A 14451-nucleotide genomic window follows, 5' to 3' on the forward strand; every position below is an offset into this window, starting at 1 on the left:
GCAATACGACCTCTCGAAAGCGGCCGGCGTGGGCTCGCTGCGCCTCTGTGCCGCAGAGGTATACGGCGGAACGCGATCGTTCAGGTCTATGCTAGCGATCCCCTGTTTTGTCGCGCCGCCGAGGGGTTGAGCTCCTGAGGCCCGATATCGCTTTAGCAGAGCCAGGCCGGATTTACACTAACTTGGGAGACAGCATTTCGTTTGCTGCGGATATTGCGTTTGTTTCGTTTATTGGTTATATCAATTTGTCCTTGGGAGTGAGCAGATATGTCCGCACTAGCCATCAACCTGGAAGAGGTTCACGAGCCGAGTGTCGAGGAGATCGATGCGGCCCGGATTGCCGCGCGCCAGCTCTCGCAGCTTAACCGAGGCAATCGCCCGCTCAGTTTCGTCGCGCGCCGGGAAGACGGCGAGACGACCGAGCCGGCTGAGCCGATTAGCCTGCCGGCCAATATCTTCAGGGTCATCGTCAACATGCTCGTCGAGATGGGCAATGGCAACGCCGTTGCCGTCGTGCCGGTCACCGCTGAGCTGACCACGCAGCAGGCTGCCGACTTGCTCAACATCTCGCGGCCGCACCTGATCAAGCTTCTCGAGCGCGAGGAGCTGCCGTATCGCATGGTCGGCACGCACCGGAAGCTCCCGGCCAAGGCTGTGCTCGCCTATCGCGACAAGACGATCTTCTCTCGCCGCCAGGCGCTCGGCCGCATGGTCGCCCTCGACGAGGAGCTCGGCCTTTATGACGACGAGCAGGTCGGGACCAGGGACTAGGCATGCTGATCGGCAGATACCTTGCGCTGCTCGACGCGAACGTACTTCATCCCGCCTTCTTGCGCGGGGCGATGCTATGGTTCGCAGAGGAGCGCCTGTATCGGCCGGCCTGGTCGCCGGACATTCTTGCCGAATGGCGCCGCAGCGTGCAGCGCCGTCATGGCGACATCACCGATGCCAAGCTCGACGAAATGCAGGCCATCATGACCGAGCAGTTCGCCGATGCCGAGATCACCGGCTACGAGGCGATCGCCGACGTCCTGGACCTGCCTGACCAAGCCGACCGCCACGTGCTTGCCGCAGCCATCGTCGGCCGGTGCCACGGCGTGATCACCGCCAACCTGAAGCACTTCCCCGCCGAGAAGGTCGCACCATTCAAGATGGAGGTCGTCCATCCCGACGACTTCATCGTCAACATCATCGACCTGCATCCGAGCCGGGCGGTGGCCGCCTGCAAGCGCCACCGCGCCGCCATGACCCGGTCGAGCCCCAGCTCCGAGGAGTATCTTGAGCGCTACAAGGCGGCTGGGTTGATCCAGGCCCACGGGCGGCTCAGCGCGCACAAGGAGTTGCTATGAAGAAATCGGGCGCGACCCGAAAGCCGCGCCCGCAGGAATCCTCGTACGGAACGCAGCCCCCGGACGGGAGTGCGTACAGCCAGAGGCATACACCCGTGCGGCATAGCACGGCTCGGCTTGTACACAAGTTAAGGGCTGCTCCCCGCTTCCCACCTGTACGCAGGCGGGAAGCCAAATGGAGTAGTAGCATGTCGAAGAAGGTCCCGATCCAGGAAGCGCACCGGAGCTCGGTTTCCGGGCGATTCGTGAAGGAAGGATATGCGGAGCGCTATCCGCACCTGACCGAGCACGAACGCATCAAGCGTCCTGACTGGAAGTGAGAGCGTGGGGGTCGGCAGCGAATGCTGCCGGCCCTTCTTCTACAGACCCCTGTCGACCGGTCCGAAGCGCCCGGCAGGACAACCTTCGAGGAAGAGCAGCGGAATGGCAGGTTCAGCGGATCGGCCGACAGCGGCTGAGGCAGCGGCGCGCGGCTCGATCGCATCGACAGCGATCGATGAGGCCGCTCGCGGCGGGAGCGTTGGCGGTGCGTTGCGCCAGGCTGCGCGGGCAAGCGACCAGCTTACCGCAGCGCAAGATGTCGCAAGGCGGGCGCTGGGCCTCGAGTCGAGCGTGACCGATGCGATGCGGCAACTCGGCATCGGCAAGCCGTTCGCCGAGCGACTGGGCCTGACGGCCAGCGTGCGCGACCAGCTCACTCAGCTAGGCTCGCTTTCGTCCGTCGCCGATGCGCTCGGGCGCGCCGGGATCGGGGTGGGCCTCGACGACACGGTAAGTAAGATGCTTGCCCTGTCAAAGGATCGAACGGCTGTTGAGAGGGCTTTGACGCAGTTCGGCGTTGCTGGCCTGGTCGGCGAGCGGCTGCCAGTCGGCCTGGACCCGAGCATGTTCAAGGCGCCGCCCTGGGGTGAGCGGCTGTCCGCCTTTGGTGCGCTCGACAAGATGCGCGCATCCGAGATCGCGCGCAGTGCGCGCTGGACGGAGCGGATCGGCGGGCTCTCCCACGGGAAGCTAGACCTGCTGGTCGGGTCGAATGCGGCGCGAAACTTCAAGTTCGACAAGATCTCGGAGCTGGCGGCCGGCTTCTCCGCCGCGCAGGAAGCGCTCAGGCCGTCCCGTGAGTTCGAGGCGCTGCTCGGCATGCACGAAGGGCTCGGTCGGACCGCCGAGCGCATGGCGCTGTTCGCCGGCTCGGTGTCTGCCGTCGGAGCCTTCAGCCGGGAGTCGGATGCGAGCATGGCGGCGCTCCTGGGCAGCTGGCGCACGCGCCCCGACCTGCCTCGATCCTTCTGGCGGGACCGCGAGGTTCGGCGCGAGCACTACCGTCGTGCCGAGGTCGATACTGGGCTGGTCGAGATCGACAGCAAGGCCGCCGTGGAAGTGATGGTCGAAGCCGGCGTCGTGGCCGGAGAGCGACATCATGGCATCATGGTCGCGATGATCGAAGCCGGCCCCTTGCAGGTCCGCGTCACCGCAGGCCAGCCCCGGGTCGGCGCCTATCGCCTGATCACCGCGTTCGAGACCGCAATGCGCGCCTTCGTCGCGCGGGCGCTCGCCGACGCGCAAGCCGCCGCGGGTCTCGCCGAGCAAAGCTGGTTCAAGCAGCGTGTCCCGGGTGAGATCGCGCGCCGAGCACAGACCCGTAAAGACGAGGCTCGCAGCGCCGGGGAAGCGGCCCATGACCCCTTGCACTTCATTGATCTGGGTGACCTCGTCACGATCATTACCCAGCGCAACAACTGGCCCTTGTTCGAGCCGACGCTGCAGTCGGCCGAGGCGCTGCGCGTCGACCTTTCGCGACTGAATGCCATCCGCAGGCCGGTAATGCATTCGCGGCCGATAGACCCGGTCCAACTCGCCGAGGCCGTCTTTATTGTCGGCCGGATCACCCGGGCGATCAAGCAGGCGGGTGGCTGGGATGCACTCTGGGATGCTGAAGGCTAGCGCGGAGACCCTGCATCTTCTCAGGGCGACGGACAATAGCCTCTAGCCTTATTCGATGATGACATTGAAGGGTGGGCTCTTAGCGACAAGCACGTCATCCGAGCGGCGGATGACGAACGCTTCGACAATGTGGACGCCGCGATATTGAAGCGACTCCCACCGCCTATTGCCCGAAGTTGGCGGGTAGAATCCGCCGCGGCCTTGCTTGAGCGCCATCGCCATGACGCCGGTGTTCGTCACACGCCATTGCACACGGTAGCCGCTCGGCAATGTGTCGCCGTGATTGATCGTGAGATCAAACCAGATACCCCCATGGCGCGGCAATGTGTCGTCGCGCTGCACAGGTCGCTTGGACGCGGCATGTTGCGAAGCCTGCCAATTAGCCAATATCTGCACATTGGTGGAAAGCGTTCCAACTGCCGGCCAAGGCGGCGACTGCATGTGCGGCGGCTGGTTGAACCAGGACGGCAGGATCGACACGCCAAGTCGCTTGACGAGATCAACGATGCCATCGGCATGATGGGCGGTCGACGTTAGCAGTGAGGCTACCAGGCTGACCCCTTCGTCGACACGCGCTGTGGCCCTAATGACGTGGCTCTTGGCGAATTCGTCGCCGAATACTCGACGCCAAGCCTTGATGCTCGCATCCCGATCTTCTTCCTCGTATGCCTCGTCAATCCATCCACGATATCTGGCAATGAAGGCGCGGAAGTTGGAATATTGGACATCGGTCCAGCCCGCCGCGAAGTCCTCTGAAGGCAGTTTCGGATTTTCAACGCGCGGCTTAGTCGGTCGCCCCTGCAGCCAGTCGTCCAAACGCCCGATCACGGTCCGTAGCGTCGTCGGAACATCGGCGAAGTCGGCCGAATCCTTGTCGAACCACTCGATCTGCTTGCCCAACAAGGTGGTCAGCAGCACCGAAGGGCAAGTGAAAGTCGTTTTAATATCGCGCAAATACTTGAGCAGCCGGGTAACCTTTCGGAACGAGTTCGAACCTGACAGCGCATTTCGTTCGCGCAGCCATTTGGTATACTCAATCGGCTCGCTGCGTTCAAAGCTGTCGGTCGTCCGATTGCAGACCTCGAGACTGCCTTCGAAAAGCCGGCCGCGCACGCAAGGTGCAATGTCTACCTTGCGTTCGCCGGCATAGGTGACCGTGACGCAATAGTCCCAGGTTTTGGCCTTATCGGCATAGGTTGCGCTGTCGGCAAACACCTTCCCCAGCGAGCGGACATACTCGCCAGCAGTCCAATCTTCGACGGGGTCGACAATAACCAAAAGATCGGCATCAAACTCGCCGCTATCGACCGGTTTGATGATCGTATCGTGCGCCCACGACCCCTGCTCCTCGAAGCCGCGTATAGTGGGCTCCCAGGTGCATTGCCGAATAAAGCGCTGCAACGCTTCTACGTTGCTTTCCAGGCTGTCGATACGGGACTGATTGAGATTGACCGTATCGCGAAGAAAGTCTCCAAACTGACTGACCAGTTTCGCCATCGGCCGCCGCCCCCGTTCTGCCTTTGTTTCACGTAGATGGGGGTGGTTAGCTGAAGCACAAGGCTTCAGGAGACCCGAAGTTCGTATCCGGGATTACCGGCTCAACGGGCAGCCAGCCGCGCACGCGAAGCGGAAATTTTAGCTAGTCCGGGCGATATCATTTCGGCGCTCGGTTAGTGGTCGCTGCTATTGCCCGGTTATTTCCCAGCCTATGGCTGACGCCATGTCGACGAACGCCATCCCAATGCGCCAGAATGAGGACGCGACCCTGAAGTTTATGCGCGCGCGCCAGCGGACGTATAGCGTCGCGGAGGGTCTATTGATCTTTCAGATCCTGCTGACGGTGGTAGTGCCGGTGGCCGGCGCAGTCATGACCCTGTTTTACCCGGGGCTTCGGCCGCATTTCGCCGCGCTAGCATTAATCGTGCTCCTGCTCGATACCGTGGTGCTCGACCGGAAATACAGAAAACTGATCAAGCACGCCGCCAAGCTCGGCGAAATGTTTGACTGCCAGGTGCTCGAGTTGCCGTGGAACAACTTCGTCGTCGGCGAGAGGCCAGAGGCAGAGGATATTGGTGCCGCCGCGCGCGCCTTCTCCAAGCGCCACGACGACAGCAATATCTTGAACTGGTATCCGGTCGCCGCCGGCGACCTGCCGCTCGCGCTCGGTCGCATCGTCTGCCAGCGCACCAACTTGCGATATGATAGCCAGCTGCGCCGCAGCTTCGGCACGATCATTATCGTGGTGGTCGCGGTCGTCGTGATCGGCTTGCTGATCGCCGGCCTTGCCCAAGACCTTAACTTCACCGCCTGGATCCTGACCTTCGCGCCGGCCACGCCTCTGCTTTCATGGGCTGGTCGAGAATATTTCCGCCAGCGCGACACCGCCGATTTGCTCGAAGAACTGATGAAGAAGGCTCGCGGCTTCTGGGATCGAGCGCTGGCCGGAAGTTGCGATACTGATGCCTGCCTAGAGGAATCGCGCGAGTTTCAGAACGCGATTTATCTGCGCCGTTCGACAAGCCCGCTTATCATTCCCTATCTCTACAGGATCAAGCGGATGCAGCTCGAGGATGAGATGAACGACGCTGCGAGCAACTTTCTAGCTGAATATCAGGCCCGGCAGGCAAGGGCCTAACCGCGCGTCAGCGCATGCCGTTCTTCGAGTCGATGACATACGCGATCGTCAATCAGTTCAAACCCGGGATAGGCACGTGCACCTAGCTCGATGAAAATCTGCGGCGGGACTCCGATACGCGACCGAGACGAGCGGACGAATTACATACGAATTACATACGAATGAATAGATCAGATGGTGCCCGAGAGGTTGAGCAGCGGCGATGGCGGGAAAACGACAACATTACGTGCCTCGCTTCCTGCAGCGCGGCTTCGTTGCCGATCCGGCGGACGAAGGCGAGCGCGCGTGGCTGCACCGTCGCGGGGCCGAGCCCAAGCTGGTAGGGATCCGTCACATTGGCGTTGAAGATTGGTTCTATTCCAGCAAGTCCGTCGACGGGTCGCCAACCCTAGACGACGCGATAACGAATTATGAGCGCGATTTGGCGCCGAGTGTGCGCGCGCTGCGCGAGGCAGCGCCGGGCGTCGTTATCGATCCTCACGAGACGGCCCAAACTGTTGTCCATCTTGTCCTGCGTGCTGCTCATCTGCGCAATCTGTTGTCCTCGGGCGTATCGCGGCTGAAGGACGAAATCGCCGCAATGTTCACGAATCCTGCCCGGTTAGGAGCGATGATCGGGCTTGGCGGGCCTGCGCTCGGCGAGGCAATGATACGGGCAATCCGCGACACCGCGGCTCAACTCGTACCGACGGGCATCCCGGCGGCATTTGCGGAGCGGTTGATGACCTTCATGCTTCGCGAACTTGGAGACCAACTTGTCGCCAATGCGGCAAATGACCTGGCTCCGCTCATGGTAGGGGCGTTCGGCGACGTTGCGGTGCGGATCCGTGAGGCGCATGCCAGCGCGCTCGCGCGGCCGCTTGCCGATAACGGATGGGTTGGCGAATTGTCGCAATTTGTCTGGAGGGTGGAAGCCGGAGAGGATTTGATCCTGCCGGACGCAGTCGCTTTGTCCCGCGCTCCTGGCGAGTCACTCGCGCCAATGTTCTTCACTTCTGGGGCCGATACAGAGCTGATTGTTGTGCCGGTCGCGCCGACCCGCATTCTTGTCGGGCGGCGCAACGATGCCACTTTCGATACAACGCGTTTCAACCACGATGCTGCGGCCGCATCGGACAGCTTCTTCGTTGCCGCGACGCCGATGGGCGGAACTGGGCTGGTGGAGCAGATCGGCACTGGTCCCGCCAGGGCGCTCGAGCAAACGATTGAGGAGACGATCCAGGAGGCCGAACAGGCTCGTAAGCTGACGACCTGCGCGCTGGAACCCGTTCAACCTGAGGAGCGAATCAGTGGGAACTTCAGCTACTCCGTTCGCCTCGCGGACTTCGGTGACACCATCCTTGCGAAGGAGATCGCCGACATCGTCCAGGCCGTGGTGGCGCGGCTCTCGCGCGAGATCCCCCTGCAGGACCTCGACGGTCTAACAATCGCTGCCGACTACAACGAAGCTCTTGCTTTGCTTGACCGCGGAAACCCGGAGTTGCCGCCAGTGACGAGTGGCGCGCTTGGCTATGGCTTGGGCGTCGCAAAACCGGTCACGGTGTGCCGTGATGGCAGGCGCAAGGAGCATCTGGTGATCGCAGCCGGCATTGCCGAAGCTTGGATCGCGCAAAATGCAGAGACGCGCTCGTTCGGTTTGCATACGTTGGTAAAAATGCTGGCCGGTATCGCTCACACCACTCGCTATGCTGGCGCGCTAACTAAGACCTTCATGCCCGACCCAATGACGCGCGAGTTCCATTTCGCTGTAGCCACGGTGCCATCGGGCTATTGGGCTGCTCGGCATGCCGCTTTCATCGCCCCCGATCAGGGAGAGACATACGCCGCGCTTGTGCTTGAGAGCCTCGACTTTGCCGAACGCGAGATTACTGCCAGCCGCGGGAAAATGGCAGACGGGAGCGACATCGGGCCAACCACACAGCGTGCGCTCGAATGTGTTGCGGCTGTGCTCGGTCACGCCGCCGACTGGCTTGGACACCGCGATGGTCTGACGGAAGGCGATTCTTTTGCTGGCGCTAATTTGCCGGAGCGACTGAGGCCCCGCGGGCTTGATCGCTGGCTTGAAGTGTTCGGTCGTGACCTGACCGCCTGTTACGGCCCAAGTGGCATCCTCGAATTCTCGATCGTGACCACGCTCAGCCGTCATGTCGAACGGCTGTTCTGGAGCTTCGGGCTGTATTGCTGGCCGGAAGGCAATGATGTGCGCTGCATTGTCAGCGACCACTTCTTTTTGCCGCCAAATCAGGCTGCGACCGATCTATCATAGACGAACAGCAGTTTAGCCTTCCAAGTGTCGGCGAAGTGGACCGACCGCGTTCCATCCTCTTTGTCACTTTGATTAGGAACGAACGTCTGCTCTCGAGACTTATGAAACTTCGCTGGACGGCTGATATAACTGTGCGAAGCGGTCAGTCCCGAGATCAGCGTCGATCGTCCGGAAAGGGCGCGGATCCGATGCAGTCGCACGGCTTGCAACCGTCGGATAGATCATCTCCGCGTCGATCTCTGGCATGCGAAGCAAGCTGCCAAGACCTTCAGCGGGGCGGGGCTCCAATTCGGGTCTTGGCAGGCGCAGCCCGCAGCAACGGGTCCAAACTGGCACGTCTGATCAGATCGGATTGGCGGCGCTCACCGATCTTATCGAACAGGGCCCTCAGATGCGTCTTGGCGGTCGTGACCGCTATGCCGCACCGCCGGGCATAGTCCGGCAGTCGCTCCCCGCCCACCAGGGCGGCGAGCAGCCGTGCCTCAGCGGCAGTGAGGCCGTAAGTCTGGAGAAGGCTTCCTTCGCTCGCGGCCGGCGGCTCGCTCGGGCTGATCAGCAGCATGGCGAGGCTGTCAGGCCGCCAGCCGGGGTCTAGCGCGTCCCGGACGGGCACGACGAGAACCGACAAGTAGGTCGCGCCCTGCTCCAGCGGACGGAGACAGAGGCGCTCACCCGCTGGCAATTTATCCCGTGTGGCCGCGCGAATGGCGCCGCCGAGGACCTTGGCCGAGGATGGGGAACGGCACGTAAGCCGACCGTTGGTCACCAAGAGAGTGCCCCTGCTCATTTCCCGCTCCGCGGCGTGGTTCGCATATCGGAGCCTCCCGTCTTGATCCACCAGCGCGACCCCGACGGCCATCGCATCCGCAGCCTGGAGGACGGCCCCCCGTTGCCGTTCCGCCTCCCGTACGTGAAGCCAGGTTCGGTAGCTGCGGCGCAGGTGCGGCAAGAGCCGCCGCAGCGCCTGAATTTCAGAAAGGTCGTAGTCGCCTTGGCGTGCGCTTCTCTGCGCGGCCATGAACATCATCCCCTCGCTTCCCGAGGCGATGGAGGCATAGAGACCCCGATCAAGACCGTGGGCGCCTAGCAGATCGTTGTAGAAGCCAGATCTCCTCCTCTCCGGATCGCTGATGAGGCTGCTGTCCACGATGATCTCACCAGCAGGAGCCGATCGCAGCGCCGACATTCCGCGGTCGTCGCGCCAGAGGTGATCTGCATAGTCTAGCATACCGGCACCGCTTACCGGCCCTGCATCACCTAAGACCCTGACGTCGGCACCATGAGCGAGGAACATTGCCACCGGGGCACCCAGATGATCCTGAAGCGCTGGCGCAAGCGCCTTCCAGCCGGCTGCGCCGAGCGGCACTTCATAGATGTCGTCAATCAGCTGCTCGAAGCTCCGCCCGCCCACGCCCGTCGCCCTGTCCATCCCGAGCCCCCCGTGGGGCAGTCCCGGAAACCTGTCGTCTCAGCCACGACAGGGATGACGAAGTGCGCGATCAGGGGTTCAAGCTCAAATGCGGTCGTACGGACAGGATGCCCCATAGACTTACGACCAGAACTCAAGCCCAATGCGAAGCCGCGGGCCCGCCGACGCGAGCCCGCGACCTCCACGGACAGGCTCAGGCGAGAACCCGCGCGCGCGCACGGCGAGATCGAGCGGTGGCGCCCGCGATGCCGAAGCCGGCGATCATCATCGCCCAGCTCGCGGGCTCGGGCACTGCGGCAGCCCCGCTGCCGTAGAGCACGTTGTCGAAGGCGACGATCGTGCCGGTGTTTATTGGAGCGGTGATCAGGACGTCGTTGAAGTCGCCGTCCGCCACCACGCCGAAGAAGCCTCCCAGGCTGAAGTTCGTCTTGAAGAAGCTTTCCCCGCCAATCCGAAGCTGGACGTTGTTGCTCCCACCGCTCGCGAAGTTGGCCCCGAACGCCCGCAGCGCGTTGTCGAAAGTGAGGACCAGGCCAGCGTCTTGGGCGCCGCCGCTGACTCCGAACGTCTCGACGAAGCGGGTTCCGTCGATCGTCTGGCCACCGACCGGCGTCGCTCCGATCTTGCTGAACAGACCGGTCTGCGGTGAGCGGACGTCGGTCAGCCTGAAGTCCCCGATGTCGACCGAGCTTTCCCTGAAGAAGAAGTTCTCGGGATTGCCGCTGTTGAAGTCTTCGCTGGCCACCTGACCAGCTGCCGCCAGGAACGCGGCGCGGTCGGTGTAGACCGTATAGGTGGCAGCCTCTGCCGACGACGCGACAGCAATCGCCAATGCGGCGGCGGAAAGGGTCATCTGGACCCTCGGATGAAAGGAACTCAACTTTTGCACATTTCACTCCCTGAGCAGTTGGACTGCTCGGCCGGGCTAGCGGAAGCACCGAGGTGCGCGCCTCGTCCGTTCGGAGGAGGGGGCTCATTTTTTGTGAAGTCGCCTCGAAATGGGACAGCAGATCAGTACCCTGAGCGAGTGGCATTATAACCCGCTTCTCGGCGGCCGGCGCACGTGCGCGACGCGCCGCCTGCCGACCCCTCGTCCGCGTCGCGGGGGTGGGAAGCGGATCAGGTATGGAACCGAAGCTTAGTTTCGGTCTGCCGCTGGTTCGATACTAGAGCGCGCCGTCTGCAGCGCTAGTCTGATCAGGTCCGCTTGCCTGCGCTCCCCAGTCTTGTCGAACAGCGCTCGAAGGTGCGACTTGGCGGTCGTGGGGCTTATTCCCGAGCGACGTGCGTAGTCGGCGATGCGCTCACCTCGCGCGAGTGCGTCCAGCAGGCGCGCCTCGGCTGGAGTAAGGCCATGAGCCCGAGCGAAGCTGGCAAGATCCGTGCTCGCCTGACCCACACGTGGAAGGAGCAATGTGGCAAGCGGCTCCCGACCGGTAAGCTGCTGCTGGCGGCACGGCGTAACGAGCAACGAAACGCCCAGCGAGCCGTGACTGGCCCTCAGTTCGACGGTAACGGCGCCAGCCCGCGGCTGCGTCGCAAGCGCGATCGCTCGCCGAAGCTGACGCTCCATGCGGACGTCGCAAGCGCGGATATGGCCGTCCTCAATGATTAGACCGGCCGCTTCGAGGCATGCCTCTGCGGTTGAGTTCGCGCCAACCATCTTGGAGCGCGCGTTGACCAGCATGACGCCCATCCCCGCATGGTCGAGCACCTCCGACGCCAACGCCCGCTCCACGGCGGCGCGACGGAGATGCCGCCACGTCTGCAAGCTGCGTCGCAGGTGCGGAACGAGGTCGTCCAGCAGCCGCACCTCGTCTTCTTCATAGTCGCCGCATCGCGCGGAGCGCTGGCCGCTGACGTAGTAGACCTCCCCGCCTTCACTCAGGAAGGACGCGTACACCCCCCGCTCGGCATCCATGCTCCCCAGAAAGTCATTGTAGAAGGGGGATTTGCGACGCTCATCAGCTGTGACGAGATCAGTGTCCAAGACTATCTGGCCAGGCCGTTCGGCGTCCAACGCATGAAGCGCCCTGTCATGGCGCCACAGATGGAGGCCATACTCCGCCATCTGCAGGGCCGTCGAGCTGGAGCAGCCGGCGAGGAGGCCCACGCCTTCCTGGCGCTTTACAAACAGGCCGACGCGAGCACCCAGCGCGGCCTCCAGGCTGGGCACCAGGATGCTGAGGCCTCCGGGTTCCAGCGGAGCCTGATATATCGCCTCGATTAGGGCTTCTTTGTCGGCGGGGCTGGGCATACTTGATCAGTGGTTCCGGAAGGCCATTCGCTGAGCCTGGCAGCGGTCTTGGCCGAGGGGGCTGGCGATCTGTTGAACTGAGCGATCAACCCTCAAACTTCGGCGACGAAGTTCCGCCGTTGTACTAATTAGGGATCACATGCGCCCGGACGGCTCGCACTTTCCAGACGCCCGTGACCCGTTTCATGATGGTAGCGTTCAGAAAGGTACGGAGCGCTTCCCAGCGGCCTTCACTGTCCTGCTGTTCGATGCGGACAACCTTATCCACCAAAGCAAGGTCAGGTGTAATCATGTCGACCCGACGAAGTTCGCTGACGTGACGCAGTAATGCTGGCCGAGTGTCGAAATCTCTCTTGAAGAAGGCGTGTATCGCTGCTCGGCCTTCAAGCACTGAGTTAGGGCCGGCTTGGATTGTCGCCTCGTCTGCGAAGAGGGCCGCCATAGCGGCAGGATCCGCTCGGTCCCACGCGGCATCCATTGCGGCCGCGGCCTGGCGCACCTTTGCGCTTGCGATCTCGCCGGTCGAGGCTGCGCCGCAAGGGCTAGTAAATACGATTGCAGCCGGAATCACTGCCCAGCAGGGCGAGAACATACGCATATTGATCTCCAGAGTTTGGGTAGCGCAGCAACGATGTCGCGTGAGCGCCGTTACTGATGCTGAATGTCTGGAGTGCGGCACAACCGCTCTTTCGCGAGCACCCTCGGCTATTTCGTCAATGACGTGGACTGCACCGTTCACGAAGCGCGAACGTCACATCCAAGCAAACCCCGGTCCTGGGTCATGGATACATCGACTACAACACCGGACCTCGGTGCGGAGAGCTTGAGCCCTGTTCCAGGGCCGTGATGCTCGGCAGGTTCGGTCTGCACGGGGCAGCGGCCCGCAGCTAAATACCGATCTGCCTCGCCTATCCGGGGTAGATAGGACGACTGGTGCGCGACGCTGTAGTCACTGGCGCTACCGGCGCCTCTGCCACCTTACGCCATTGCCATGACGACGAACAGGGAAATGGCTATTACGAAAAGGGCTGCCGCACCGGAGACTGCGTACCGGATGCCTGCAAACGCGCACATCGCCCGGCGCCGTAGCCGAACGGCCGATTCTGCGCCTTCGCTTGGGCGCGCTGAATGGCTAAAATGCAGCCAATATCGGACGTGTACAGCCGCTACGCTGGTCGGCGGAGATGGGCGCGGAGCTGTCATCAACTACAAGGAAGAACCTTATTCGGGAGCGATGTCTCGATGACGAACAGATGTTCCATATCAGCTCGTCATGCTGCTTGGGCGAGCTCTCCTATCCGGGCCTCACAGGCCGCACGTACAACTTCTCGTAGCGTTGTGACTTGAATAGTTAGCCAGGAGAGCTCGTCAGGTTTGATGCGATAATGCCGCGAGTATCGCGCTTTCACATACGCTGCGCGAAGAAGCTCGTAGCAGCGTTTCTCAAACTTCGTTTCAGTAGGCCAAATCGCCTTCAGAGCCGGCTCTAGGCTCTCCGCTTGTTCCCTTAGCCGGTTTAGGTTGTGGGTCTTGGGACTATACAGCGTCCGTACGAGGAAAAGGCAGTGGTAAAGGCGCTCAACTGCTTGATGCAGGTTGAAGGCCGCAAGTCTAGAATGACCTTTCTGCGAGTGAAATATGACGCCGTCGAGGAATTCATCGGCGATACTAAACCACTCGTCAAAATAGGCCCGGGTCTCTCGAAGTGCCTCCGCCGAGGATAGTGGCTGCGGCTCCACAAACGGGTGGCCAGGCTCTTCGAACAGCAAGATGCCTTCGCGCAGAATGTCCATGAAGAAGTAGCGCCCGAGCCGGAGCTTCTCATTCACGTCATCAAGGCTATGATAGATGGGGCTCACCGGGGTGCGCAGCTCGCGGCTGTCGCCCAGCAGCTGCGTGAGGCGTTGTTCGGCTTGAAGCCAGAACTCAGGAACATCGGTCAGTTCGTCGTGATTGACGACCACCAGCAGATCATAGTCCGAGAAGTAGCGCCCGACAGGGTCTTCAACCCAGTCGCCGCGAGCGTAACTGCCAAACAGGATGATTTTGAGCAGCTTGCCGTTCCGGAATTTCGGCTGGGTCCGAAGCGCAATCGCTCGGGCGAACTCCACACGAAGGACCTCCACGACGAGCGCAAGCTCTCGCCGTTTGCCCTCTGGTAGATGGCCGAGGCCCGACTTCATGGCGCCCAAGCTGATGAGGACAGCGTCATTTGCCAAGCACCAAGTTGCTCCGGTTAGAGGTTGAGGCGTGCATCTAGCGTGGCGAGCGCGCGCGCAATCAGTTTACCAGCTTGCCGCTTGGAAACCTGCATGCGCTCTGCGACCTGCTCGCTGGTGAGCCGTTGACTGGCGGCGAGTAGGAAGGCTTGCCTCTCGAGCGCCGGCAGTACGTCAACTTGCGCCTGCAGCTGTTTCAGGTGATCGTCCGACAAGATTGGGAGATGGTCGGTCATGGAGACGCTCCTGCTGTGCGCCTGCCGCCGCCCTCCTTTCCTCTGCTCGGTCGCTGCTATCGAGAGGGGATCGGCGCATGGTTGCTGCTCGGCAGCCTGCTCGCGGCAAAGGGCGC

Annotated in this window: 13 protein-coding genes; 6 read left to right on the forward strand and 7 right to left on the reverse strand. The window is 62.2% G+C overall.

The window, feature by feature from the left end; translation table 11 throughout:
- Window positions 1-267 precede the first annotated feature (267 nt).
- The 4 genes from HJG53_RS14025 (at window position 268) to HJG53_RS14035 (ending at window position 3293) form a co-directional block, all read left to right on the forward strand.
- Window positions 268-771 carry an excisionase family DNA-binding protein gene (locus tag HJG53_RS14025; RefSeq protein WP_171131622.1) on the forward strand — a complete coding sequence of 168 codons (504 nt, stop codon included), beginning with the start codon at window positions 268-270 and terminating at the stop codon, window positions 769-771.
- Between the two features lie 2 nt (window positions 772-773).
- Window positions 774-1349, forward strand: coding sequence for a PIN domain-containing protein (locus HJG53_RS14030; RefSeq protein WP_171131624.1), 576 nt, complete (start codon window positions 774-776; stop codon window positions 1347-1349).
- 188 nt (window positions 1350-1537) lie between these two features.
- On the forward strand, window positions 1538-1669 hold the full coding sequence (locus tag HJG53_RS19005) for a hypothetical protein (RefSeq protein ID WP_302477388.1): 132 nt from the start codon (window positions 1538-1540) through the stop codon (window positions 1667-1669).
- 103 nt (window positions 1670-1772) lie between these two features.
- On the forward strand, window positions 1773-3293 hold the full coding sequence (locus tag HJG53_RS14035) for a hypothetical protein (protein WP_171131626.1): 1521 nt from the start codon (window positions 1773-1775) through the stop codon (window positions 3291-3293).
- Window positions 3294-3341: 48 nt separating this feature from the next.
- Here HJG53_RS14035 and HJG53_RS14040 read toward each other — a convergent pair whose 3' ends face one another.
- Window positions 3342-4790 carry a cyclic GMP-AMP synthase DncV-like nucleotidyltransferase gene (locus tag HJG53_RS14040; protein WP_171131628.1) on the reverse strand — a complete coding sequence of 483 codons (1449 nt, stop codon included), beginning with the start codon at window positions 4788-4790 and terminating at the stop codon, window positions 3342-3344.
- A 211-nt stretch (window positions 4791-5001) separates the two neighbouring features.
- Here HJG53_RS14040 and HJG53_RS14045 point away from each other — a divergent pair, with 211 nt between their 5' ends.
- A complete protein-coding gene (locus HJG53_RS14045; RefSeq protein ID WP_217352863.1) occupies window positions 5002-5928 on the forward strand; it encodes an S-4TM family putative pore-forming effector in 927 nt (308 codons plus the stop codon).
- 226 nt (window positions 5929-6154) lie between these two features.
- Window positions 6155-8194 (forward strand): hypothetical protein, encoded by a 2040-nt coding sequence (locus HJG53_RS14050; RefSeq protein ID WP_217352864.1) that lies wholly within the window; start codon window positions 6155-6157, stop codon window positions 8192-8194.
- 268 nt (window positions 8195-8462) lie between these two features.
- On the opposite strand, the gene HJG53_RS14055 is transcribed toward HJG53_RS14050, so the two are convergent.
- From HJG53_RS14055 to HJG53_RS14080, 6 genes are all read right to left on the reverse strand, one after another.
- Complete coding sequence (locus HJG53_RS14055) at window positions 8463-9605, reverse strand: helix-turn-helix transcriptional regulator (protein WP_217352865.1); 1143 nt, start codon at window positions 9603-9605, stop codon at window positions 8463-8465.
- Window positions 9606-9816: 211 nt separating this feature from the next.
- A complete protein-coding gene (locus HJG53_RS14060; protein WP_171131635.1) occupies window positions 9817-10476 on the reverse strand; it encodes a PEPxxWA-CTERM sorting domain-containing protein in 660 nt (219 codons plus the stop codon).
- 285 nt (window positions 10477-10761) lie between these two features.
- Window positions 10762-11799, reverse strand: coding sequence for a hypothetical protein (locus HJG53_RS14065; RefSeq protein ID WP_171131637.1), 1038 nt, complete (start codon window positions 11797-11799; stop codon window positions 10762-10764).
- 205 nt (window positions 11800-12004) lie between these two features.
- A complete protein-coding gene (locus tag HJG53_RS14070; RefSeq protein ID WP_171131639.1) occupies window positions 12005-12478 on the reverse strand; it encodes an SgcJ/EcaC family oxidoreductase in 474 nt (157 codons plus the stop codon).
- Window positions 12479-13151: 673 nt separating this feature from the next.
- Window positions 13152-14063 carry a HEPN domain-containing protein gene (locus tag HJG53_RS14075; protein WP_171131641.1) on the reverse strand — a complete coding sequence of 304 codons (912 nt, stop codon included), beginning with the start codon at window positions 14061-14063 and terminating at the stop codon, window positions 13152-13154.
- Between the two features lie 53 nt (window positions 14064-14116).
- Window positions 14117-14335 carry a sigma factor-like helix-turn-helix DNA-binding protein gene (locus HJG53_RS14080; protein ID WP_171131643.1) on the reverse strand — a complete coding sequence of 73 codons (219 nt, stop codon included), beginning with the start codon at window positions 14333-14335 and terminating at the stop codon, window positions 14117-14119.
- Window positions 14336-14451: the final 116 nt, after the last annotated feature.

Source organism: Sphingomonas sp. ID1715 (genome assembly GCF_013044515.1).
In the GTDB taxonomy this organism is placed as follows: Bacteria; Pseudomonadota; Alphaproteobacteria; order Sphingomonadales; family Sphingomonadaceae; genus Sphingomonas_B.